This window comes from Moorena sp. (assembly GCF_982860115.1).
On sequence record NZ_CEYLVT010000062.1, the window covers coordinates 1 to 24,799 of the forward strand.

Genomic DNA, 24,799 nt, shown 5'->3' on the forward strand with positions numbered 1-24,799 from the left:
AAGAGTCTGTAATTTATCAGAAGATAATTCAAAAAGGACATAAACTTGGTTTACTTGAAGGGAAACTTGAAGGAAGGCAAGAGGAAGGTTACTCAATCGTGATACGTCAACTGACCCGTCGGTTTGGGAGTGTTGAAGACCAGCTACAAGAGGGAATCCAAAAGCTTTCTGTTGCTCAATTGGAGGAGTTGAGCGAGGCGCTGTTGGATTTTGAGACTGTCACAGATTTGACGGTATGGTTAGCTGAGCATCAGCAATAAATAGGATGCGTGGAAATTAAGAATTAAGAATTAAGAATTGGGAATTAAGAATTAAGAATTAAGAATTGGGAATTTAGAATTGGGAATTTAGAATTGGGAATTTAGAATTGGGAATTTAGAATTGGGAATTTAGAATTGGGAATTTAGAATTGGGAATTCTGCCTTCTGCCTTCTGCCTTCACCATTCTGCCTTCACCATTCTGCCTTCTTCATTCTGCATTCTATATTCTAAATTCTTCATTCTAAATTCTTCATTATGACCAACAACCTTCAACTTCAAACAGACATTTGATACCGTCCCAAGGCCAACAAGGGGAAATATTGTTGATAGAAGTGGTACTTCAAATAAAAATGACTGGGAAAACCTGTGCCTGTAAACTCGGTTTCATCCCAACTGCCATCGGGCTGCTGAGTTGACACTAAGTAGTTGACTCCCTTCTCAATGGCATCCATTGCCCAGTTGCCAGTAGCTTCTCCTGCTGCCATTAAACCTATTAAAGCCCAAGCAGTTTGAGATGCAGTACTGATTCCTAGTCCCTTAAGACTGGGATCATCGTAACTAAGACAGGTCTCACCCCAGCCACCATTAAGGTTTTGACATTTCACTAGCCAAGCCGCACCCCGTTCGATACTACGTTGGTGGGTGTGAGGCGCTATCTTTGACAAGGCGGAAAGAGCACTACTGGTGCCATAGATATAGTTAACTCCCCAACGACCAAACCAGCTGCCATCGGCTTCCTGTTCCTGAATCAAAAATGCGATCGCTTTCTCTAACTGCTGGGATTCTATGGATAAATTACACGAACCCAGCATTTCCAGAACCCGTGCGGTCACATCCGCTGTGTTAGGGTCAATCATCGCTTTCAGGTCAGCATAGGGCAGAGAATTGAGCCAGTGTTGATTATTATTAATATCAAACGCCGCCCAACCCCCTTGGTTACACTGCATTGATGCTATCCAAGCCAAGCCACGAGCCATGGCTGCCCGTTTTAGTTTCTGATTAGGCAGTTTCAAGCGATTCAAGGCCATAATCACCACTGGGGAATCATCTAAATCGGGATAGAAACGGTTTTGAAACTCAAACGCCCATCCTCCTGGTTTCCCTTGGGGATTCTTGACCACCCAATCCCCATAGTCAAGAATTTGCTGCTGCAACAACCATTCTCCACCCCGAACTAAGGCTGGATGATCCGGGTCTAAACCAGATTCCACCATCGCTCGCAATACCCAAGCTGTATCCCAAACTGGGGAAACACAAGCTTGGACTCGGTAGCTGTCAGGGGTTTCAATAGCAAAGCGATCAACAGCTTCCATTCCCCGTTGCACTACCGGATCAGCAAGATCATAGTTGAGACAACGCAAGGCTAACAGGGAATTCAACATCGCTGGAATAATTCCCCCCCAGTCTCCTGTGGCTTCTTGCCTCTCCAAGACCCATTTTTCCGCTGCTGCCAGTCCCTGCTTCCGGAATGGAACTAAATTCCAGTCTTCTGCTAACTTAAATCCATCATCAAGGAGTACAAATAAATCTGTCCAATCGGAATTGCGAGGTAGCTCAAACTTGGCGTGATCAGCTCCTTCGGTATATAACTCGTCTAGATTGATCCTTGGCTGACTATCAAATACTGGCTTCTGGTCAAAGACAATTAATAAAGGAACTGTACTTCCCCTTGCCCAGCTAGACATTTCATAGATCGTAAAAGGAAACCATTCCGGAAACAACATGATCCAGGGGGGAATCGAGGGAATCCCGCGCCAGCTATAGCAGCCAATCAAGGCTAAATGAAATTTGGTGAAAATCCGGGTTTTGCTGATACCACCTCGTCTGAGAATAAAATCCCTGGCTCGGACCAAAGCGGAGTCGCTGGCGGGTACCCCCAAAAGGCGGAGTGCCATATAAGCTTCCACCGAACAACTCAAATGCCCACCATCACCATAGAAAAGTTCCCAGCCACCGTGTTTCCGCTGTTGAGAACGCAGATAGGCTTCGGCTTTATGTAAAGGTCGTTGTTTGTCAGTTCCCCAAATTTTATGGAGTAGGATAATTTCCGCCGTTATAGTGACATTCGATTCTAGTTCTGCCCACCAGTAACCGTCGGGATATTGCTGAGCGAGTAGATAGCTTTGGCTATTTGCGATCGCTTCTGTAACCCCTGATTCTACAATCCTGTCTTGGGTTTGCATATTTTACCGTTGCACTTCACACACCACATTCAAAGGTGCGCGCACCTTTGGTTACGTTATTTTGCTACTTGTAGTGGAGAATTAGCAATAGGTATCAATACAAATGGATACTATCGGATTAGGAATCACTGTTCTATCCTTAGGGATTTGGATCGGATTACTAGCATTTCGGGGTCAGTTTTGGCGAGCAGACCAACGGCTGGTTATAGAGAAATTCCCTACCAGGTCTGTAGGTAAAGGGGAATCCTTACCCAACGTTTGTGCTGTAATTCCAGCCCGTAATGAAGCTGAGTTGCTCCCCACGACATTGCGATCGCTTCTGGCTCAAGACTATGCTGGGTGCTTGAAAGTGATTGTAGTAGATGACCAAAGCACTGATCAAACCGGCACCATTGCTCAAGCCCTTGCCCAGGAAAGCAACCAATCCTCCGAACGATTCCAACTAGAAGTATTATCCGGTCAAACGTTACCTCCTGGCTGGACAGGTAAACTCTGGGCCTTAGAACAAGGGATTCGTCATGGGCAGCAGCAAACCCCAGCCCCAGATTATTTTTTATTTACTGATGCTGATATTGAGCATGATCCAGCCAATCTCCGTGAACTGGTTACTAAAGCCGAGATAGAACACTTGGATCTAGTTTCCTTAATGGTGTTGCTCAGATGCCAAGACTTTTGGGAGCGACTACTTATTCCTGCTTTTGTCTTCTTCTTTCAAAAACTGTATCCTTTTGCTTGGGTCAATAACCCCACAAAATCTACTGCGGCTGCGGCTGGAGGATGTATTGTAATTCGCCATCAAGCCTTAAACCGGATCGGTGGGATTGAGGTAGTGCGTCAAGCATTAATCGATGATTGCGCCCTAGCTCAAGCAGTGAAATCTAGTAATACAGCAAGTTTCGCCCCCCTAGCCCCCCAATTTTGGGGGGAACAAAACTCTCAAAGTCCCCCAAAGTTGGGGGATTTAGGGGGCTTTAGCAAAACCAATCAGCAAAGCCCTGCCTTTGGTGGCATTTGGTTAGGCCTAAGTCAATCAACCCGCAGCTTACGACAATATCCTTCTTTAGGGAGTATCTGGAATATGATTGCTCGCACGGCCTTTACCCAACTAGAGTATTCCCCATGGCTATTAGTAGGTACGGTGATGGGAATGACCTTAATTTATCTAGTAGCCCCGATTGGTTTGATCGTTAGTGTTTTGACTGGACATTGGCTGAATGCGATCGCATCTTTTGTCACATGGTTACTGATGGCTTTAGCTTACTTACCCACACTGCGTCTCTATCAATGTTCTCCTCTGCTGGCATTTTGCTTACCTGGGATCGGGTTGCTGTATACCCTGATGACCATAGATTCAGCATGGCGACATTGGCAAGGAAGGGGGGGTGCTTGGAAAGGAAGGGTTTATTCGGTTGAGGGTTGAGGGTTGGAGGTTGTTCGATGTTGAAGGTTGTTGGAGGTTGAAGGTTGAAGGTTGTTCGCGTAGCGTGGCCGTTCGCGTAGCGTGGCCTAAAGGCCAAAAGGCCAAGGTTTAATGTTCAATTTTATAGCAATCGAAGTAAAAGTTAAAACATATTTTTGTTACCAGATCCGCTGTTGCTTATTACCTATTACCCTTTCCCTAACTATACTTTAATGTGTATAATTCCTTTCTACTATCCCTAATGCTTATTTTTTATTAACTGGAGTTTAGACTAACTTGGGTCTCTCAAGACCTCAACACAGGAGCAGGTCTTGCGTTGCAGAACAGATGAACTATGTACCATCACAGCAAGCTAAAACCCATGAGGGGGCTATAGATTTAGTACAAATGTTCGGCATTTGTGAAATGCTCCTGTGTTGAGGTTAATATCGAACTAGCTCAATTAGAGGTATTTACGCACAAAAGAGCCACTAAGCATTAGCCCAGCTATCACTAAAACAGAAAGTGTTGCTGGGGGTTCTGGGATGGATTCGCTTGTAAAGTTGACCTTCGCAGACACACCTATATTTGTAAAGTCACTACCCTCGCCAATTTCTATCACTAAACCGCCGTTCTCAAACTCGATGGGTCCAGGAATACCGGTGCCAAAGACATCAGCAGGGTCCAGGGAAAAACCTGGTGCCAAAACTTGAACATTGGCAAATTCATTTAATTCCTCTGAGCCATCCAGACTTGCGGAGGTAATGATGCTGTTATCGAACTTGAAATAATTGCGATCAAATCGACCCGCAGGAACAATCGGATCCGTCGCACCGGAATTATCCACCAGGGTAAGAGAGAGGGAGGTATCGCTGATATCAATGTCGTAAAAGCCAATAAAGTTAGAAAATTCTACATCATCGGTGATAGTTTCAGGGCTGGAAATACCGAAAAAAGTCTGAACTCCACCTGTAATAACAGAGTCCTCAAAAGTGTTCACAACTGTTGCCGAATCTCCTAACACACCAGCTTGAGCAACCTCTGGTTGTAGCAAAGAGGTACTTATACCCAGAGAAATAGTTGCCATTGCCAAAACATTGATACGGTCAAATTTCAAGTTCATCATTGTGTTAATAGTACAGTTTTGTTGTGGTAATTAATCAAGTTAGCTTGACATACTTATCAATGATCACAAAAGTGCCATCTTCTGCCCAGCTTCGTCAGCGCTTTCCGCTATTACGAACAAAGCGATTGTAGAATAAAACACTTCAGCAATTTTAGAAAAATAAATGAAGAAAAAAGCTCAATTTATCAAGGTTTAGTAAACCCTATAGGAATCCTATCTGATTTGTGAAATCTAGTGGCCATTCGCGTAGGGTGGCCCAAAGGCCAAGGTTGGAGGTTGGAGGTTGGAGGTTTAATATTGAAGGTTTAATGTTGAAGGTTTAATATTGAAGGTTTAATGTTTAAAGTTTACTGTTATAGCAGTCGAAGTAAAGGTTAAGACATAGTTTTGTTACCAGAGCCGCTGTTGTCTATTACCCTTTCCCTAACTATACTTCACTATACTATTAACTTTTGTTAAGCACTGCATAATCTCCTGAACTTTGACTGAGAAATAAATAGTGGTATTTGAAAATAACTAGGCTCAAAATTAACTCGAAGCCTGAGCAGTAAATGGGCATCTATTGATTGACCATTCTTTTGCTATTTAAAAATAATTTAAAGCTCAGGAAAATATTGGCTTGTGATATAAAGGCATTCAGCTAATTTTAGTCTCCGTAATTTTTAAAATACCAATAAACACTAGCTGATACCGACAAAGGATAGGATGTATGTTGGATAAAAATCTAGCAGCTATTTTTACTGCTTTTTCGATCTCTTTAGGTTTAACCATCGCTTTGCCTGGTTACCTTCATGCACAAAATCAATTTTATGATGCTAATGTTCCCTTCGTTGCCCAGTCTCTAGACGTATTGACCAATCAGATTGGATTTCCAATTGAGATAGACTTAACTAAAGCACAAATTCGAGGAACCTTGCCAATTGAAAAATTCCGGGAAGATTTAGTTAACTCTATCAATCAATATGATGGGTATTACATCAAAAATACTCGTTATAACAAGTGGAAGATCAACGATATTAATCTTGAGTCTATTGACAATGGTGGAGCAACATTTTCCTTTACCGTCAATTTGCGTAAGTATGAATGCATCGATCTATTTTCTGAAAAGAAGTGTACTCGGCTGTTTTCTGTAACACCTAGTGGTGATGTTAGTCTTGGTATTGCTATACGTAATAACGATTTACAAGTTGCTTACCGTAAGCATAATGTGCGTGGACGGGGATGGTATTCTGATGCTTTGACTCTTCTTGAAAGTCTATTTCGTAATCAAACAGTTAAGGTGATCAAGAATGGTTTGGCAAATTTTGATGGTGTCAATTTAATTTCCTATCTTAAAGATGCGGGCGTTGATAAAAAGTTGAAACCCTATGGCTTAACCCTAGATAAACTCGTTAATGCTGGTGTTTATATTAACGCCGATGTTACTCCAAAAGGGCTTAACTTTGTAATTGATTTACCTAAGATCATAAGCCTTGAATAAGCTATTAAGCTGTTAGGTACTAATGCTTAATAGCTTATAGCAATTCTACGACTTGTGAGGTACAAATTTCTGGTTTTTAGGGAGCAGGGAGCAGGGAGCAGGGAGCAGGTAAGACAGAAGAGGGAAGAGAGAAGAGGTAAAAACTAATGTGTACCTCATGAGTCCTATAAACGCTATATTCAGATTTATTTGAGCTTTTCTAAAATTTGGTTATCCTGAATAAATTTATCTATTTCCTCGATAATATCATTTCGTTGTCGAGGCACCAAATATGCTGTCTCTACGAATCCTATCACAAAGGAGAAGAATCCACTACCAGGTCTAAATGAATAGTCAACTATTTCAGATTCCATTTCAAACTCCCCACTCGGATTAGCATCATAACTAATCTTGAATTGGATATATCCTTTATAGTTTCTTTTGATAAATTTTAAGTATTTTTCCTGCTTGATCCATTCCACATCACTAAGCAACACGTGTAATTTATTAGATTCAAGCAGTCTTTGTTTTGGTGTAACTCTTGCTTCAGCTTTATCTATCGAGATTTGCTTTATATTACGACATTCACCTATCTTAAACTTGTTTTCAAAAACTTTTCCTATTTCTGGGTAATTCTTAGATTGTTCAGGTAACTTTAGTGTTTTATTTGGAAAACTGCTAAATATAAATGCTTCTGTTAATATTACTATTACCAAGATTACTAAGCTTCCCAAGATTACTAAGGTAACTGAGCTTACTAAGGTGACTGAGCTTATTTGGTTCAGTCTTAAATTTGATTTTTTAACTAAATCAATTATAGCTATTATAATAGCTATAATTGTAAATAGTATAAAAGCCAACATGCTAAAGACTTTATACTGCTTAACCAATTCTTGATTAGTCAAAAATTCTATTATCCAAGTACCAGTAATATTAATAAAGAGGAATGGCAATATACGTGACACTACATAATCAAATTTAAATAAGCGGTTACTGCTTAATAATCTTAGTATATAGCTTACTATATAGCTTGCTTTACTCCTCTTGGACTGGGTTTTTAACCATTGATTGAGTTTTTTAGTATTTTGTTTAAAATCATCATTATCTTTATAAAGATCAATATATTCCTTTTTCAATAAATAAGCAAATTCTATAATAGATTTTTCACTATAAAAATCTTCATCAAGTATAGTATCTAAATTAGATATTATTTCATTTAAAATTTCAAGTATTTTATAGATTTTATCTTCCGGATTATCATTATCTAATAATTGATTTAAATAAGATCTATAAACCTTTTGCTTTAGCTTCTTGGTTTTTTTCAAAGAATACAATAATATATCGAGTAAACTAGTCGTAATTTCAAGTTTTTTCTGGATTGCATTTAATTCATGATTACCGGGATTTATTTCACGTGCGCCATTAATTAATTCGGCTAACTTATTTTGACTATCAAAATAGTTGACCACTTTGTTAACAATTTCACTCAAATTATCACCAGTAGCAATCTCTGGCAGATTTTTATTTAATTTGACTTGCAGCATTTCTTTTAATTTATGTTGCTCAGGGAAAGCACTAAGCAGGGCTGACTGTATCTGCTCAATGAGATAACCAGGGGTATTTCCAGCATTTTTTCTTCTAGCAGGGAAAACAGTAAATAGGACTGATTCTATCCGCTCAAGGAGATAATCGGGGATCTTTTTAACCTTCATGTATAGCTCTCTACCTGTCAACAATAGAACTATTGATGCGATCGCTTTTAGGTGGGATCCGATGCGCGAGTAAGCTATTGAATTTGTGTTTAGTCAAATCTCCGTTAAGGATATTCGTCATTGGTTTGCTCATTGCTGTTAATGTACCTGATTAGACTAAAAATTACTATAATTCACCCTCTGTAATCTTATATGAGTAAGAGGAACTCGGATAGACTGGTCTCAACTATATCCCAGTGCCATAGACAAGCGGTATAAGCCAGATCAAATAAGTTTGACTGTAACAACAGCGGTTGGATATCTAACTCCTCTCCCCCCACACTTTCTGCTTAACCCTAATCTAAGAAAACTACCCCTATTACCATCATCCTACTGGGCAAATTGCTAAGATTTGCGCGATCATACAATCAGGTGCGCGCCTCCAAGGGAGCAATCCCTCGCGCCCTTGGAGGCGCGCACCTTAGTTTCGGTGTGAGTAGTGAACTATCTAACCAATGCTCAAACTTACTTGGAGCTTGCCCCATGTAACTCCAGCTGCGATCGCTGCAGCGTTTCTACTAACTCCCAATGGTCTAGCCAATGAATCTCAACCAAAGTCAACAACCGCCCAGGAATTATCCGTAGCAGTAGAGTTACTTCCCCCCATCTCTGTGGGCGTGATGGAGCATGTGACACCTGCTTCCCAGTTGTTACCAGGATCACCAATAACGGAATCACCAACAAGTACACAAGGGTTTGAGAATGAACTAACTCCCAATATCGAACCCAATATCGAACAGACAAATGACTCGATGGCTCAGGTCACATCAGTATCCCAGTTATCGGATGTGCAGCCCACGGATTGGGCATTCCAAGCCTTACAATCCATCGTAGAGCGCTACGGTTGTATGGCAGGATATCCTGATGGTACCTATCGTGGCAATCGTCCCCTCAACCGTTATGAGTTTGCTGCTGCTCTCAATGCCTGTTTCGATCAGCTCAGTAAGATAATAGTTGCTCCCAATTTGGCATCGTCCTACTTTAAAGAAGACCTAGAGGCAATCAAGCGTTTGCAATCAGAGTTTACCCTGGAACTAGCTCGACTCCGTGGTAACCTCGATGCTGTAACCGCTCGTACTGCTGAAGTGGAAATAACTGAGTTTTCCACCACCACTAAGCTCAATGGCGAAGTAGACTTTATCCTAGTTGACTACTTCACTGATAATAAAGCTGCCCCTTGTTGCAGTAGCCCAACTCAAGAGGATAGTCTCACCACTACATTCACAGGTCAAGCCCTATTATCCTTTGATACCAGTTTCACCGGTAAAGACCTGTTACGCACTAGAATCGACGCCACCGATGTGCCTGAATTGAATAACCCCCTCGATGGCACAGACATGACTCTCTATGATTTTGATACAAATACTGACCAGGACTTTGTCTTAACCGAACTATATTACCGATTCCCGATTAGCGATCGCATTCAAGCTCATATTGCAGCAGCCGGTCTGTCAGCTGATGAAATTACAGACCCCCTCAATCCCGTCTCAGCCCTCTCCCGTTTTGGAGTACATAACCCCGTTTATCGCCTAGCTGAAGGTGGTGGAGCTGCTATTCGTTATCAATTTAATGACTCCATTAGAATCAGTTTAGCTTATTTAGGTAGTGCCGCTAGTATCTCTAATCCCACCGAAGGTAATGGGCTATTTAATGGTCAATTTGGTGCTTTTACTCAGCTAACCTTGACACCAAATCAGCGCTTAGGGATTGGATTGAATTATGTCCATTACTATTCTCCTGAACCCAACTCAGGAGTTGATGTCACTGGCAGTACTGGCAGTCAATTTTCCCAAGCACCCTTTGGTGATCAAACCGCCACCTCTGCTAATGGGTTTGGCTTACAAGGGAGATATCGACTTAGTCCTGGTTTTGCCCTTGGGGGTTGGCTTAGTTATATCAATGCCAACGCTGAATCCTCTCCTCGCCAAAGTGGTTTGGATGGCTCAAAGGGGGCTAAAGCTGATATCTGGACTTGGGCGATAACCATGGCATTTCCCGATTTAGGCAAAGAAGGCAATGAATTAGGTTTCGTTTTTGGAATGCCCCCTAGACTAGCTGAAAATGATATTAACAGTCGTCAAGATTCGGATGTATCTTATCACTTAGAGACCTTTTATCGCTACCAAATTAATGACAATATTTCCATCACTCCTGGTCTATTTGTAATTATATCTCCAGAACACAACAGTAACAACAATAGTATCGTAGTACCAATGCTAAAAACTAAATTTATTTTTTGATTTGCTTGTTGATTTAGTGATATAACAATCCTAAATAAAGCGTTTTCAATAACTATAAAGGTACACAGGATTTTTTCCCACTTCCCTGTTGCCTATTGCCTGTTGCCTATTGCCTGTTGCCTATTGCCTATTGCCTTCCCCTCCTGGGAGGGGTTAGGGGTGGGTCTAGCATGCCTATTGCCTATTGCCTATTGCCTGTTGCCTATTCCCTAAATACGTTCAAAGGCATTGCACATTGAGCATGATCAGACTCAGCCTGTGTACTATATATAGAAGAAGATTCAAAAACAGGCTGCGTGGAAATTACATTTTTAGGAACTAGCTCCGGAGTCCCAACGCGATCGCGCAATGTGTCTAGTGTAGCGCTGCGCTTACCTCAGCGTGCAGAAGTCTGGCTGTTTGACTGTGGCGAAGGTACTCAGCATCAACTTTTGCGGAGTGACCTGAAAACCAGCCAGATCAGACGAATGTTCATTACCCACCTCCACGGCGACCATATTTTTGGTATGCCAGGTCTGTTGGCAAGCTGTGGCTTAGCAGGAAACATCGACAGGGTTGATATTTATGGACCACCAGGTTTAGATAGTTATCTCCAAGCTTGCCTAAAATACTCTCGCACCCATTTGGCATTCCCCTTCAAGGTTCACACGATAAAACCTGGTTTAGTCTACGAAGACCAGGAATTTACCGTTAGCTGTCTACCCCTGGAGCATCGTGTACCAGCCTTTGGCTACCGAGTGTGTGAAAAAGACCGACCCGGCAGGTTTAATGTAGAAAAAGCGATCGCATTAGGAATTCCGTCTGGTCCTCTTTACGGTAAACTCAAACGGGGAGAAACGATTACCCTACCTAATGGGCGTCAGGTTCAGGGCATTGACTTGTGTGGAGTACCCGAAACTGGTCGTAAAGTGGTTTATTGTACCGATACTATCTTCTGTGAGCAGGCTATTGAACTAGCAAAGGATGGAGATGTGTTGATTCACGAAGCTACTTTTGCCCATCAAGACGCTCAGATGGCTATTGAGCGCTTACATTCTACGTCTACCATGGCAGCTCAAGTTGCCCTTGGTGCAGGAGTCAAACAGCTAATTATGACCCATTTCAGTCCTCGTTATGCTCCAGGAAATCCCCTGAGGTTAGATGATTTGCTTCAAGAAGCAAGGGCAATTTTCCCAAATACCATCTTAGCCTATGATTTCTTCACCTATGAGGTGCCTAGACGACGTTCAGAAGAAAAAGAAGTGGTTTGTTGAATCTTGACTGTTTGAGTGTTATCTGTTGAATTTTGACTGTTGGTTGAATCTTGACTGTTAAGTGTTAACCTTCTAACTTTCAACCTTCTAACCTTAAACCTCCTAACCTCCTAACCTTCTATCCTTCAATTACATTCCTCCACCTGAGAAACACGCCGGATATTTAACACATCGCTCATTTGTTGGATTTTGCCGAAGCTGCGCTTTAGTTGTTGGTGATTGAGAATATCAATACACAGATCAATTAGAGCTGGCCTGCCATACTGAGTTTTGACTTGAGCTTTACGAACATTAATGTTTTGGTCACTTAAGCGAGAGAGAATGTCTTTGAAGACACCAACCCGGTCAATGACTTCAATTTGCACATTTACTGGGTAGGTTTGGGGACGCCCATCATCGATATCAGTGGGATTCCAGCTGACCGGTACTAGTCTTTCTCCTAAAACATTTTCCACATTCACACATCCTTGCCGATGAATGGAAATACCCTTAGTGCGAGTGACTACCCCAATGATAGATTCTCCTGGTAAGGGGTTACAACATGCAGCCAGGCGATACAGTAGTCCTTCTACACCAGCAATAGGATGTTTCTTACTAGGAAGTTGGGATTGGAGATGAATGGGGGTAGAGCTAGAATACTGTTGGATCACTTCACTTTCTTCTGGCTCATTGTCTAAACCAGCGTGTAGTTGTTCCCGTAGTCGTTTCACTACAAAGTTGAGTGTCACTGCACCATGACCCAGACCAGCCAGTAAATCTTCTACTTTGTGGTAGTTACAGCGCTCCGCCACAATTTGCATTGGTGCTGATTTGAGCAAAGCTTCAAATCCTTTTTTCCCAAGTTCCTTCTCTAAGAGTTCCCGACCCCGAGCCACATTTTCTTCCCGATGCGATCGCTTAAACCATTGCCGAATACGATTTCTGGCACTGGCTGTTACCACAAAGTTGAGCCAATCTAGACTAGGGTGAGCGTTTTTGGTGGTGAGAATTTCTACGATATCCCCATTCTTTAGAGGACAATCGAGTACCCGCCACTCACCATTAACTCGTACACCAGCACAATGGTTTCCCACCTCGGTATGAATCCGATAGGCGAAGTCTACGGCAGTTGCCCCCCGACTCAAAGCGACTACGTCACCATCTGGTGTAAATACATAGACATCTTCATCAAATAAGTTATCTTTGATGTTTTCCATGTATTCCTGAGCATCTTTCAGGTCTTTCTGCCATTCCAATAACTGCCGCAGCCAAGTCAGCTTTTCATCATCAGCCGTGAATTTCGTAGTATTAGACCCACCAGTTTCCTTATACTTCCAGTGAGCAGCAATACCCCATTCCGCCACATGGTGCATTTCCAGGGTGCGAATTTGGACTTCGATCGGGCGACCATTAAACCCAATCACTCCGGTATGGAGGGATTGATAGCGATTGGGTTTGGGTAAACCAATATAATCTTTAAACCGACCTGGAATTGGTCTGAACAGATCATGAACAACGGCTAAGGCTCGGTAGCATTCCTCTTTGGTTTCCACAATCACCCGCATGGCAGCAATATCATAGATTTCATGAAACCCCTTGTTCTGGCGCTGCATTTTCTGATATATTCCATACAGGTGCTTGGGGCGACTACTAATATCAACGCAATGAACACCGGTTTTATGAATCCGCTCTCGCAAAAGTTCTGAGACTTCCTTCAGCCGCTGTTCCCGGTCTGAGCGTCTTTCTGATACCAATGACTCAATTTCCCGATAAGCATTTGTTTCGAGATACTTAAAGGCTAAATCTTCTAGTTCCCACTTAAAGCGACCAATTCCTAACCGATTGGCTAGGGGGGCAAAGATATCTCGGGTTTCTTGGGCAATCTGACCCTGTTTTGCTGGCTTCAAGTATTCCAAGGTCCGCATATTATGTAATCGATCTGCCAGTTTGACAACGATTACCCTAATATCTGCTGCCATGGCGAGGAACATCCGGCGGAAGTTCTCCGCTTGACGCTCAGTTTTACTGGAGAAGTTGAATTTAGATAGTTTGGTTACCCCTTCTACTAAATTTCGTACCTCCACTCCGAACCGGGATTCTATTTCTTCTGGAGTAATTTCCGTATCTTCAACTACATCATGGAGGAATCCAGCCGCTATCATAGTAGAGTTGCCTCCCAAATCCCTTAATAAATCAGCCACTGCAATCGGATGGGCAATGTAAGGCTCTCCTGATTTGCGGTACTGGCCTTCATGGAGTTGGTAAGCAAACTGAAATGCCTCAGCGATTAACAAAGTATGATCACCGACTGGTTCATCTGCCGCTGATGAGGCTGCTCTTAGGGAATCTTGCAGCCAGTCAGGAATATTGACGTTAAAATTCAGAATAGAGTAGGTGGCGATCGCGTCCATAATTATTTATTTGCCCCTCAGAGAAAAAATAGATACCGGAGTCTAGGAAAACCGAAGTCTACCAAAAAGAGTACTGACTCAGAAGGGCGGCAAGCCTGTGGATGCAGCCAAACCCTTCTCAGCAATCGGTTTAAGTAAAGCTTCCTCTCACCCTCCTTTTTCGTCAAGCCAGAATGCTGTCCGGATGCTCAAGTTCAAAGAGATGGAAGCTTGCTCCAATATTTAAGTAGCAGAGCCAAATTGTGGTTTTGGCAACTACCTTGTCTTTAAAAAGAAAAAATTCTTTACATTTCTAATTTTACGCTAATAGGGCTCACAATGTTATCTCAATTACATAATCAACCATTACGGGAATTCCAAGAAGCCCTAGAACAAATGTACTACCAAGTTGGCGCTGATGATGTGGCCCGATCAGCAATTCAGGAGCAGTTTCAAGCACTAAAGGGGCTATTCATCAGTCAGATCGCTAGTATTAGTGTCGAAGACATACCTCTCGATTATGTCTCTCGATGGCAGTCCCTAAAAACCGAAATTTACAAACAGATCCGATTATTGGAAAATGACCTGATGCTTCTGCAGGCATCCCGGAGCCCTGAGACAGCCAAATTAAGGCAGAAGGGAGTATGCGATCGCATTGGGACCCTGATTAACTACTGCCAAGGGTGGCTGCAACAATCTCAGGAACAACCATAATACTCCTACCGTAAGCATGTTTACAATTTATACAAAAGTTAAACCTGACATCAAATCTTTATAAACGCGATCGCATACATCGGACAGAGAGACTGATAAATAACAGGGAATTCACAGACGAAACAGCTCTATACTCCCTAATCTCTACAACCACGAAGTGTTGAATCAGTTAAGTCGATTTCATGAAATATAAACTGCTTTCTGGATTAATGGCGACCGCTACTGTTTTAGGAGTTTTTTGTTCTGCCAATGAAGCATCTGCCAACACAAATGTATCTCAGGAACAATACGATCAACAGTATAGCAATTCAGGGAATGACGAACCAAAACTAACCTATGAGCAGTGGCAATACTTTAACGGTTTCGTCAATGATGAAAGATTAATGATAAATCAAGAGAATTTGCCTGAAGTCGATTTGAATACTCTGCGGTGGGAAAGTGGTGCTCAAGATGTGGAAATCTTTTTTATCAACGAAGGAGCCGGTTTCAGAAATCAACTCTTTTATTCTGTGGATGATGGTAACACTAAAGAAATAGTATTTGAGGATGTTTCCTCTCCCTTGGGTATTCTCCCTAACGACGATGGTGCTTTGGCACTTGGTCAAGGTGTAAATTTGGGAAATTTTTCCGGTGACACCTTGATTGAGTTTTTTGTGAAGTCCGATGGCTACAATGGTGCTCACAACTTCTTTGGTTTCGATACCCAACAAAACCCCGACGGATTCAACCATATCTTGGCTTATGAACTTGAATTTGGAGGGGAAAAGTTTGTGATGCTAGGATTTGAAGACGATTGGATATCCGAGCAAGCCTATGAGTCAGGAGACCAAGATTTTAACGATGTTGTCTTTGTTCTCAAGGGACTCACACACACACCAACACCACCATCAAGCAGTGTACCCACACCAGAACCAGGAACTTTAGTAGGTACGCTGTTTGCATTCGGAGTTATGGGGTTAACATCAGTAAAGAAGCGCCAAGGTAAAAAATCCTAGTAATATGACTTAGGGAAAAGAAGACTACAGATAGTTACTTGGTAATTGGGCATTGGTTATTGGTTATTGGTTATTGGCTTACTATTACCCATTATCCATTATCCATTATCCATTACCCATTACCTATTATCTTTTACTATAAAGTAGTCATATTCGTAGTTATCATGTGAATAAACAATATGAATTAAAACTAGTGTGTAGGAATACAGCAATGTTTCCTACACACTATCTATGTTTACCGCTATCAAGAATGGCTATAGGACAAACCCCAAGTGAAATGAACCTTTAAGGTTTTAGCCAACAGCAAACGGGTAACTTCAGATTGACAAATGCTCAGATATCTCGATTTAAGCCAAATCAAACAGCAATACCTCTGCTTGCTCTTGACCCACTAACATCACAGATTCTGCTTGAGAAATAGCAGCACCATCACCAGCTTGTAGCAAGTAATTATCTAACTTGACCTGACCTCGTGCTACTTGTACCCAAATATGACGATCTTGATTAGCATGGGTTATTACTGATGCACCAGCATCCAGATTCGTGGCATAGAGATTAACATCTTGATGAATGCTCACAGAACCATCCCGTCCATCCTCTGAAGCAACTAGTCTTAATTGATTCTGCTTTTTTTCTGGTGCATAAAATTTTTGCTCGTAGCTTGGTGTTAATCGGGTTTGATTCGGTAAAATCCAGATTTGAAAAAAATGGGCGATATCAGTGGCTGAATAATTATACTCACTGTGGGCAATACCTTTTCCTGCACTCATCCGTTGCACTTCACCAGGACGAATAACTGTTGTATTACCAAGGGTATCTTTGTGCTCAAGGGCTCCTTCTAGGACATAGGAAATAATTTCCATATCTCTATGGGAGTGAGTTCCAAATCCAGTTCCACCTTCAATCCGGTCTTGATTAATTACCCGCAGTTTGCGAAATCCCATATGAGCGGGGTCGTAATAGTTGGCAAAGGAAAAGGTGTGGTAAGAATCGAGCCAACCGTAATGAGCATGTCCTCTTTCAGAGGATTTCCGAATGTTGATTATTTTTTGATTGTTTGTAGTTACAGTCATTGGGTTTGTCTCCAAATTTTGTAATTAGTCATTAATAAACTTTGAGGAGTACTACACTTGGAATGATTCTCCAAAGCTCTCGCCATAGTAAACTTGTTCGATATCAAACCGTCCACCATAGAGTTTAAAGGGTTCAGCGGCGTATCCCATGGGGAGTAAACAACACACATCTACTTCAGCAGGAATGTTAAATGCTTCTTTAACTTGAGCAGACACAAATCCTTCCATGGGACAGGTATCAACCCCAAAGCTTTTTGCCACAATCATTAAATGAGCAACCGCTAACATAGTCTGACGATTTGTCCAGGCTTCGGTGGATTGAAACGAGGGATGATACTCAAACAATTGAGGAATGGAGCTACGCATAATATCTGCATAAGCATCATTGACTCCACCAGCATTTTTACCAAGTTGAATCACCGATTCAATGTAATCGGTTTGATTAACTCGGCTATCGCCACAACAAATTAATACAACTGGAGCTTCTGTTACTTGACGCTGATCAAAGGCACAGGCTCTTAACTTTTCTTTGTTAGCTTGCTCTTGTAAGACTATAAAGCGCCAGGGTTGTAAATTGAAACCAGAAGGCGATCGCACTCCTAAGCGAAAAATTTCTGTTAAGATTTCTTTGGGAATTGGATCAGGACGAAATGAACGAGCAGCACGACGCTGTTCGATTGCTTCTTTTAATCCGATTGAGGGGGATAATTCTGTGGTCATAGTTAGTTAGTTGAAGGTTTACGGTTGATAGGTTGAAGGTTTACAGGTTTAACGTTTACGGTTGACAGGTTTACAGGTTTAACGTTTACGGTTGACAGGTTTACAGGTTGTTCGCGTAGCGTGGTCTTTGGCCAAGGTTTACAGGTTGAAAGTTTACGGTTGACGCCTAATATTAGGCAAAGAGTAATCTTAGTAAAGAGGCAATTTGACTAGATGTAAATGCCAAGCAAAACTTGGATAGATAGTGTTGAATAAATTAGCAATTTGGTGGCAGTTTAAAACTATAGTTTTTCGAGAAATAAATTTGACTTTGATAAACCACCTATTACCTATTTAATATTTCCCTTACTAATTCTAGAATTTGGTAACGCAGTTCATGCTATAAATTACTTGATGTTTTTACTCAATAGAAGCTTATATAGCGGTTTACATTATAATGAGCTACCCAGGATTTTGTCCTTATTACCTCTTCTTTTTTCACTGTTCCAAGATCCGCTGTTCCCTGTTCCCTAAAACCAGGGAATCTGTACCTCACAAAATTTAAAACCTCTATATTACTAGCTTAGGTAGTAATTTGAATTTTGTCTAATATAATTTTTGGAGGGACTTGATACCTCGAAAGGTATGACTGATGCTATCGAACATTGAACTTAATCATCTTAAGACTTTTCTGGTTGTGGCGGAAGAAATGAATTTTGGGCGAGCTGCAGAGCGGCTTCATATTGCTCAACCGCCTTTGAGTCGTCAAATTAAACGCCTTGAGGAAAGCTTGGGGGTACAGCTTTTTCACCGTACTAAGCCCCAGATTCAACTAACTGAAGCTGGTAGAGCGTTGGTGTTAGAGGCGCGAAGGATCCTCAAGCAGGTGGATTTGGGTGTCCAAGTGACTCAGCGCGCTAGTCGTGGGGAAATTGGCCAGATTATCTTGGGGTTTGAGGGGTTTTCTTCAGCTGATATTGTCCCGCTATCGATTCAAGCTTATAAGCAGCAATTCCCTGATGTACACATTGTGGCGAAGGAGATGTCAACTGGGGAACAACTTCAGGCATTGTTGGAGCAACGGATTGATTTGGGTTTTATTGTGCCTCGCAAGGTGGATGAATCACTGATGCTGGAAACGATTCTGCGAGAACCGTTGGTGTTGGCGGTATCTGAAACTCATCCCCTAGCTAGTCAAGAACAGGTGCAACTAGGGCAACTCCAGGATGAACCGTTTATTCTGGGATTAAATACTGATCAATGTGGTTTATATTCGGCGGTGATTCGTGTTTGTCACCAGGCTGGCTTTACTCCTGAGGTGAGTCAAGTAACCAATGAAACCCAACTGATGTTGGGATTTGTGGCAGCGGGTATGGGAATTGCTCTATTGCCCAATTCGATCAGACGTTTTCGTCGAGATGGGGTAGTGTATCGCTCAGTACAACCTTCTACGGTAGAGATTGTGTTAGCGATCGCATGGCGTATTACTAATCCTTGTCCTACTCTTGAGCAATTTTTACAAGTTGTTAGAAATACAGCGAATATAATTGATGTGTGAATAATACTTTCTTTGTCAAGAAGCATTCAGCCGTCAGCTGTCAGTTGTCAGCTTAAAATAAACTTCGTTTGGTAGAATTTAATAGTTCGAGATTAATGATAATAGAAAGTCTGGGGATTTGACCATCTAAGGATATGCTGTTCGCGTAGCCTGCGCGTAGCGCATAAGCTGATAGCTGATAGCTGATAGCTGATTGCTGATTGCTTACACCTTTAACTATTATATTTAACTGAGCAACCGTAAGGCTGAGTGACTGTTTTTTCTACAGGTTTATTAGTAATAACACTATCCAAAGCAGCTCGGACATAGTTGGTAGCCGTTTCTACATCCGCTGGATTAGCTGAGGGTTTATTATCAATTGCACCCATGTATTTTAAGACTCCATCAGTATCAATAACATACATATGGGGTGTGGTGCGAGCTTGATATAGACGACCAATAGTGCCTTCGGAGTCTATAATCACTGCTGTGGGATTAGCCCTACTGCTTTTCATCAATTCATTGGCTTTTTGAGGGGTGACATGACCTTGCTTTCCTGGAGCTGAGGAGATTATGGATAACCAGACTACTCCTTTGCTGGTGGCTTCTTTCTGAAGTTTCTGCATGTTACCGCTGTTGTAATGTTTGCGGACAAAGGGACATTGGTGATTAGTCCATTCCAATACTACGACTTTCCCTTTGAAATCACTGAGCTTGTGGGTGGTATTGTTGCTGTCAACTCCAGTGAATTCTGGTGCTTTTCCATCAATCTGTAATGGTGATGATGCTGCAATTGCGGTGGATGCTTGACTGGTAGTTTTGGAATCTTTGCTGAGGGGAGTAGTCTGGCATCCAGTGATAATTAAGGCTAGGGCTACTAATCCAGTGGTGGTAATTTTCTGACCGTTAACTTTGAGAAAGTTGTTCATCTTTTTTGATGGCTGATTGTTGATTGTTTATTATTACTTGTTACTTGTTATTTTCCATCTCCTTAAATTCTACCTGAATTTTATAATTGTGATAATTTTTGTTCCTTGTTTCCGACTCCCGACTCCTAAATCCGCTGGGGTGCATCTCTTGTTTGCTGTTTGACCCGATGGTGCGTTACGGGGCTGGCTATCTTAACACTGGTTTAGAGGCAGAAAATAAAGGCTCGCCCGCCCCTAACGCACCCTACGCAACTCCCTACTCCCTACTCCCTTTGCTATAGTTCTTTGATGGCACGTTGAACTTGCTCTGGGGAGAGAATCTGAGGTAGTATAATGGGCTGGGTGAATTCTGAGTCTCCTGGATACAAGACATAAAGGGGTACGCCACTACGTCCGAAGGATTCTAGAGCTTTGGTGATGGCTGGGTCACGATTAGTCCAGTCTGCTTTGAGTAGGGCAATTTTTTTAGACTCAAAGGCGGCTATGGTTTCTGGCTGGTTGAGGGCGACACGGTCATTAACTAGACAGGTAATGCACCAGGATGCTGAGAAATTGAGGAATACTGGGTTTCCTGATTGCCTTAGTTTAACTAGTCGTTCAGCGGTATAGGGTTGCCATTTGATGCCCTGATTTTGATTATGGGTCAGTGCAGTAGGAGTGGTGGTGGAGATTTGGGCTAAGCTCAGGGAAAATCCTAGGGCGACTAAGGCGCAGATTGAGCCCAAATGCTTTCCTAGAGGGGGGAGTAGGCGGGTTTTTTGGTGCAGCCAAGTGGCAAAAGCAATTAGGATTAGCCCTGCTAGGGCGGCTGCTAAACCGTTGGTTCCAGTTTGCTGGGCTAATACCCAGATTAACCAGGCGGTGGCGGCGTACATGGGGAATGCCAGAAGCTGTTGGAAGGTTTCCATCCATGCTCCTGGTTTGGGTAAAATACGCTGCAATCCTGGGGTGAAGCTAATGGCTAGGTAGGGCAGAGCTAGCCCAAGACCGAGCATTTCAAAGATTGCGATCGCTATCGGTACGGATTGGGTCAGGGCTACTCCCAGGGCGGTTGCCATGAATGGTGCGGTGCAGGGAGTGGCGACTACGGTGGCAAAGACTCCTGTGAAAAATTCCCCTATGTATCCTGAGCGAGTGGTTAATCGTTGCCCAATTCCCATGATGGAAGCACCGAAGATAAAGACTCCCGATAGACTTAAGCCAACCGCAAACATTAGATATGCCATTAAGGTAACGAAAACGGGGGATTGTAGCTGGAATCCCCAACCGATTTGTTGCCCTAGCGATCGCAAAATTAATAGCACACTGGCGACTACGGTAAAACTGACGAGAATGCCTGCAGTGAATGCGATCGCATGCCGTCTCACTTGCTTGGGACTTTTCTGGGATTTTTGGACTATGTTGAGTGCTTTGAGAGATAGCACTGGGAAGACACAGGGCATCAGGTTGAGGATTATGCCTCCGAGTAATGCTAGCAGCAGCACTTCCCATCGGGGTTGGGTTGGGGTTGGGGCCGTTTTGCCTATTTCATTGCTTACTGCGGCTTCAATGGTGAAGGCTTGGACTACAGATTGGTTATCTAGGGATTCTCGAATTACTAACACTCCAGTGATGGGGTCGAGTTTCCTAAGATAGCCTCGCTGCAATCGCAAGGTGATTCCATCTTGATTAAGTTCTGCGTTTTGAGGGGCTGGGTTGCTAATGATACCGTCTTGATGTGGGAAAAAGGTCACCTCTTGGATTTGAGCCTCTTCCATTTCCGGGGCTTCAACTTGCAGGACTAAGTCTTTTGGTTCAATAGTGACCGTGACTTGCCATGGGGAGGATTTGGGTAGAGCTTGACGGGCTTGCTCAAATACCGGTGCCCACTGTTGGTTGACTAAAGGAGGTCTAGAGGTAATTGGTAAGGTGAGGTTGAAGGTGCCTTCTTCGGGAATACAGTTTAATTCACATACCAGCCAATCCGCTTTTACTCGGAGTTGGAGAGAATCGGGAGTAGCTAGGTTGGCTGGGGGTGTGATTTGGCTGAGTAGGGTAACCTCTTCTTCATAGCCAAAGTTCATTAATGGCTCAAGGGGTAGCCGCTGGGGATAGGGCCACACGATGTCTCCCACTTCAAAGCCGGGGGGTAGGGTCCACTTCAGGGTAGCTCCAAGACCCGAGTCACCAGGGTTTCGCCAATAGGTGTGCCAGCCGGGATTGATGTTGAAGTGTAGTCCTACCCAGAAAGGGGTTCCAGGTTGAATGTTGATGACTTCGCTGATTAATTGCACCTCGACGTTCTCGGTTTGGACTGGGTTAGCCGAGGCAGGAGCAATGGGTAGTAAGGTAGTGGAGAGGGTTAGGGCTAGGGCTATGATCCAGGTGAGGAGTTGGTAGAACATGATGACTCTACTGAATACATGTTTAACCTACACGATTTTTTTTTAGGAATCATTGATCGCGTATTCCAATGGGATTAAAGCGTTGTTCAGCCTTCCCAAACTTCTTCCATGACCATGACAAAACCAGGCAGCACTGATTCATCCCCCTTCACCGTAGCTGGATTGTCCAACTGCTCCACTTCTACCCCAGGACGGTAAATATATACTTGACGACTATTTGGCTCAATCAACCACCCCAACAGAGCGCCATTTGACCTGTACTCTTCCATCTTTTCCTTAATACTCTTCACCCTATCACTGGGAGAGCGCAACTCAATCACAAAATCTGGGCACAGAGGAATAAACTTTTTCCTTTGTTGAGGCGTTAGGGCTTCCCACCTCTCTTTTTTGACCCAAGAAGCATCAGGGGAACGTTCTGCACCATTGGGCAGCTTAAAGCCACCAGAAGAATCAAATACCTTGCCTAGCTTTGTTTGGCGATTCCACAACTGTAGCTGAAAATTAATGTTGGAATTTTTTTGAGATGTTTCACCTCCTGTGGGGGGCATAACAATTATTTGTCCGTCTAATGTGCGCTCAATTCGTAAATCTCGATTAATCTGACAAAACTCAAAAAATTGGTCATCATCCATAGCCCATGCCGGGGGCATCCTCAACACAATAGGATTGGTTTCAACAGCTGTGGTGGCTACTTTCATGGCGATCTCTATTTCCCGCACAAAAGAGTTTATTCTATTCTAGTTAACAAAAATACCCAGTCTTTAGCCTAAAAACCCAGCTAAGTTGCACGTCACTCCGCACCATTGGAGATTTTAGCACCTCCGTTCCGTTCGGAAACTTGAGTAATTTAACGGTAATGGTAGCAGCAACTACTCGTATTTACCGTAGAGGTAGAAATCTTACTTGTCCTTCCCACTCTCCCTCAAGGCTGCATTCAGCAATCAAGATAATTTCCTCTATCGCTAGCCCGATTGGGACACGACGACTCACCTCAAACAACCCAGGCATAGATAATCCTGCTTGGATACGTTCGTATGCGAAAGTAATCATCGTAGCAACATCATGAGTTAAAACCATTCGTCCTTCTTTAGCAGCCCATGCTAAAACAGTTGGATCATCTGCTCCTGATAAGTCCACATCTTGAACACGCACAATATCAATATCTGGACTTTGGCGAAGAACACCTCGGACAATTTGGTTATTAAAATTTTCATCTGCCAGGAATCGAGCCATTTGGGATTACCTGGATTGATTGCGCCTAGCTAGTAAGCGATCGCGTATTCCCATTGGATTAAAACGTTGTTCAGCCTCCTGCTGAATTGCATCTCTCTGACGTTTACGTTCTACCAGATAGGTATCAACCTCATCTTGATGTCTGAGGTAGTAACCGATAACCAAGTAGATATCTGGTAGTTGTAGGGATGGATATTGCTCTGCGATTTCCTCTGGTGTGCATCCCTCAAGAAAAGCAGTCACAACAGTGTCTAGGGTGACGCGAGTTTTGGCAACTCGTACAACACCATGGGCATCTGTCTCTATTGGTGCAGGTTCAATGGCAATTGCTAGAGTCATAGACTTTATCAGGTTGCTATTTCAGATGGTAGCAAACGCCTCCCCGTTATTCTAGTTCCCATGGTTCCATGGTCGCAAAATGCTCTAGTAGCACCCGATGGACAAATATGTAGCCACCGCCAACCTTTTGCAAAAAAATACGATCAGTGGCGTAGTCTAAGAAACGAGCGTAGTTCCACGGAATGTATCCACTACAGAATAGAATTATACGCAAGACAAAATGTTGAATGCAAGCAATACCAGCATTAGTTAAGGTACTCATTAGCAAAGTACTAATCACTCCAGTTATCAGCCCACCATCTAACCCAGCAATAAGTTCACCAATCAATCCAAAGATCAACCCACTCAATAATCCCAAGGTTCCCGCGTTAATTGCTGATCTAAATATCCCCTTGCCCTCCCTATGATTTTCTCCTTCCCTGGCAAGCTGCATTTTTGGATTAATGTAACAGTAAGCATTGTCCCACATTTCATGGTAGGATCGGTCCGCGAAGAGCCACTGTGCAGGCCCAATCAAAGGGCTTTAGGCAAGGATTTGGAACCTTTCAAAGGAGACTAATAATGAACCTGAATGACTTGATCGAAGAAAAATTAAACTCTTATGCTCAGAAGATTGTTTCTGGCGGTAGCAAGACCGACGAAATTGCGGTTGGGGAAATTACCTTCTATGTCGCTCTGCGTCGCGTAGTAAATGGTAAAGGAACCCTGCAAGACCTAGGTATGATGGATGCTATCAACGACACCCTCCAAACCTTAGGACTGGTCGAGGAAGGAAAAACCTTCTACAAATAATTTGCCCATCAAGAAGTTTGAGTGGTGGGCAATCTTGTAAATTGGATTTTATACCTCAATCCA

At 42.8% G+C, this 24,799-nt stretch carries 22 protein-coding genes; 10 read left to right on the plus strand and 12 right to left on the minus strand.

Going from position 1 to position 24,799, the window contains the following annotated elements; translation table 11 throughout:
• The coding region (locus AC4II3_RS12910) for a DUF4351 domain-containing protein (RefSeq protein WP_490722823.1) at window positions 1–260 on the plus strand (260 nt) is incomplete at its 5' end.
• 276 nt (window positions 261–536) lie between these two features.
• On the opposite strand, the gene shc is transcribed toward AC4II3_RS12910, so the two are convergent.
• Complete coding sequence (shc, locus tag AC4II3_RS12915) at window positions 537–2,444, minus strand: squalene--hopene cyclase (RefSeq protein WP_488008199.1); 1,908 nt, start codon at window positions 2,442–2,444, stop codon at window positions 537–539.
• Window positions 2,445–2,547: 103 nt separating this feature from the next.
• Between shc and AC4II3_RS12920 the strand changes: the two genes are divergently transcribed.
• Complete coding sequence (locus AC4II3_RS12920) at window positions 2,548–3,864, plus strand: glycosyltransferase (protein ID WP_488008197.1); 1,317 nt, start codon at window positions 2,548–2,550, stop codon at window positions 3,862–3,864.
• A gap of 442 nt (window positions 3,865–4,306) precedes the next feature.
• Here the strand turns inward: AC4II3_RS12920 and AC4II3_RS12925 are convergent, their stop codons facing one another.
• A complete protein-coding gene (locus tag AC4II3_RS12925) occupies window positions 4,307–4,969 on the minus strand; it encodes a hypothetical protein (RefSeq protein ID WP_488008195.1) in 663 nt (220 codons plus the stop codon).
• A gap of 709 nt (window positions 4,970–5,678) precedes the next feature.
• Here AC4II3_RS12925 and AC4II3_RS12930 point away from each other — a divergent pair.
• Window positions 5,679–6,449, plus strand: a complete 771-nt coding sequence (locus tag AC4II3_RS12930) for a hypothetical protein (protein ID WP_488008193.1) — start codon at window positions 5,679–5,681, stop codon at window positions 6,447–6,449.
• A gap of 185 nt (window positions 6,450–6,634) precedes the next feature.
• On the opposite strand, the gene AC4II3_RS12935 is transcribed toward AC4II3_RS12930, so the two are convergent.
• Window positions 6,635–8,140 carry an effector-associated domain EAD1-containing protein gene (locus AC4II3_RS12935; RefSeq protein WP_488008191.1) on the minus strand — a complete coding sequence of 502 codons (1,506 nt, stop codon included), beginning with the start codon at window positions 8,138–8,140 and terminating at the stop codon, window positions 6,635–6,637.
• 494 nt (window positions 8,141–8,634) lie between these two features.
• Between AC4II3_RS12935 and AC4II3_RS12940 the strand changes: the two genes are divergently transcribed.
• Together AC4II3_RS12940 and AC4II3_RS12945 are read left to right on the plus strand one after the other, a co-directional pair.
• A complete protein-coding gene (locus tag AC4II3_RS12940) occupies window positions 8,635–10,419 on the plus strand; it encodes an iron uptake porin (RefSeq protein WP_488008189.1) in 1,785 nt (594 codons plus the stop codon).
• A gap of 296 nt (window positions 10,420–10,715) precedes the next feature.
• On the plus strand, window positions 10,716–11,672 hold the full coding sequence (locus tag AC4II3_RS12945; RefSeq protein ID WP_488008187.1) for a ribonuclease Z: 957 nt from the start codon (window positions 10,716–10,718) through the stop codon (window positions 11,670–11,672).
• A 125-nt stretch (window positions 11,673–11,797) separates the two neighbouring features.
• Here the strand turns inward: AC4II3_RS12945 and AC4II3_RS12950 are convergent, their stop codons facing one another.
• Window positions 11,798–14,062, minus strand: a complete 2,265-nt coding sequence (locus AC4II3_RS12950) for a RelA/SpoT family protein (protein ID WP_488008185.1) — start codon at window positions 14,060–14,062, stop codon at window positions 11,798–11,800.
• Window positions 14,063–14,380: 318 nt separating this feature from the next.
• On the opposite strand from AC4II3_RS12950, the gene patD reads away from it, so the two are divergent.
• The gene (patD, locus tag AC4II3_RS12955) at window positions 14,381–14,755 is read left to right on the plus strand and encodes a heterocyst frequency control protein PatD (RefSeq protein ID WP_488008183.1); all 375 of its coding nucleotides are present in this window, start codon (window positions 14,381–14,383) and stop codon (window positions 14,753–14,755) included.
• A gap of 182 nt (window positions 14,756–14,937) precedes the next feature.
• On the plus strand, window positions 14,938–15,750 hold the full coding sequence (locus AC4II3_RS12960; RefSeq protein WP_488008181.1) for a DUF4114 domain-containing protein: 813 nt from the start codon (window positions 14,938–14,940) through the stop codon (window positions 15,748–15,750).
• Window positions 15,751–16,097: 347 nt separating this feature from the next.
• Here AC4II3_RS12960 and AC4II3_RS12965 read toward each other — a convergent pair whose 3' ends face one another.
• Window positions 16,098–16,796 (minus strand): pirin family protein, encoded by a 699-nt coding sequence (locus AC4II3_RS12965; RefSeq protein ID WP_488008201.1) that lies wholly within the window; start codon window positions 16,794–16,796, stop codon window positions 16,098–16,100.
• Between the two features lie 78 nt (window positions 16,797–16,874).
• Entirely contained in the window at window positions 16,875–17,543 is a 669-nt protein-coding gene (locus tag AC4II3_RS12970) for a nitroreductase family protein (RefSeq protein WP_488008179.1), read from the minus strand.
• Between the two features lie 631 nt (window positions 17,544–18,174).
• Between AC4II3_RS12970 and AC4II3_RS12975 the strand changes: the two genes are divergently transcribed.
• Window positions 18,175–19,080, plus strand: coding sequence for a LysR family transcriptional regulator (locus AC4II3_RS12975; protein WP_488008177.1), 906 nt, complete (start codon window positions 18,175–18,177; stop codon window positions 19,078–19,080).
• Window positions 19,081–19,292: 212 nt separating this feature from the next.
• Here AC4II3_RS12975 and AC4II3_RS12980 read toward each other — a convergent pair whose 3' ends face one another.
• A complete protein-coding gene (locus tag AC4II3_RS12980) occupies window positions 19,293–19,988 on the minus strand; it encodes a redoxin family protein (RefSeq protein ID WP_488008175.1) in 696 nt (231 codons plus the stop codon).
• Window positions 19,989–20,086: 98 nt separating this feature from the next.
• On the opposite strand from AC4II3_RS12980, the gene AC4II3_RS12985 reads away from it, so the two are divergent.
• Window positions 20,087–20,269 carry a hypothetical protein gene (locus tag AC4II3_RS12985; RefSeq protein WP_488008173.1) on the plus strand — a complete coding sequence of 61 codons (183 nt, stop codon included), beginning with the start codon at window positions 20,087–20,089 and terminating at the stop codon, window positions 20,267–20,269.
• On the opposite strand, the gene AC4II3_RS12990 is transcribed toward AC4II3_RS12985, so the two are convergent.
• From AC4II3_RS12990 to AC4II3_RS13010, 5 genes are all read right to left on the minus strand, one after another.
• On the minus strand, window positions 20,264–22,372 hold the full coding sequence (locus AC4II3_RS12990; protein WP_488008171.1) for a protein-disulfide reductase DsbD family protein: 2,109 nt from the start codon (window positions 22,370–22,372) through the stop codon (window positions 20,264–20,266). The genes AC4II3_RS12985 and AC4II3_RS12990 overlap by 6 nt on opposite strands.
• An 86-nt stretch (window positions 22,373–22,458) precedes the next feature.
• Window positions 22,459–23,070: a Uma2 family endonuclease gene (locus AC4II3_RS12995; RefSeq protein ID WP_488008169.1), complete on the minus strand. Its 612-nt coding sequence runs from the start codon at window positions 23,068–23,070 to the stop codon at window positions 22,459–22,461.
• A gap of 181 nt (window positions 23,071–23,251) precedes the next feature.
• Window positions 23,252–23,605: a DUF5615 family PIN-like protein gene (locus tag AC4II3_RS13000; protein WP_488008167.1), complete on the minus strand. Its 354-nt coding sequence runs from the start codon at window positions 23,603–23,605 to the stop codon at window positions 23,252–23,254.
• Between the two features lie 6 nt (window positions 23,606–23,611).
• Window positions 23,612–23,944, minus strand: a complete 333-nt coding sequence (locus AC4II3_RS13005) for a DUF433 domain-containing protein (protein ID WP_488008165.1) — start codon at window positions 23,942–23,944, stop codon at window positions 23,612–23,614.
• Window positions 23,945–23,990: 46 nt separating this feature from the next.
• Window positions 23,991–24,377 (minus strand): hypothetical protein, encoded by a 387-nt coding sequence (locus tag AC4II3_RS13010; RefSeq protein WP_488008163.1) that lies wholly within the window; start codon window positions 24,375–24,377, stop codon window positions 23,991–23,993.
• A gap of 128 nt (window positions 24,378–24,505) precedes the next feature.
• On the opposite strand from AC4II3_RS13010, the gene AC4II3_RS13015 reads away from it, so the two are divergent.
• Window positions 24,506–24,736 carry a hypothetical protein gene (locus AC4II3_RS13015; protein WP_293026298.1) on the plus strand — a complete coding sequence of 77 codons (231 nt, stop codon included), beginning with the start codon at window positions 24,506–24,508 and terminating at the stop codon, window positions 24,734–24,736.
• The last annotated feature ends 63 nt before the right edge of the window (window positions 24,737–24,799 follow it).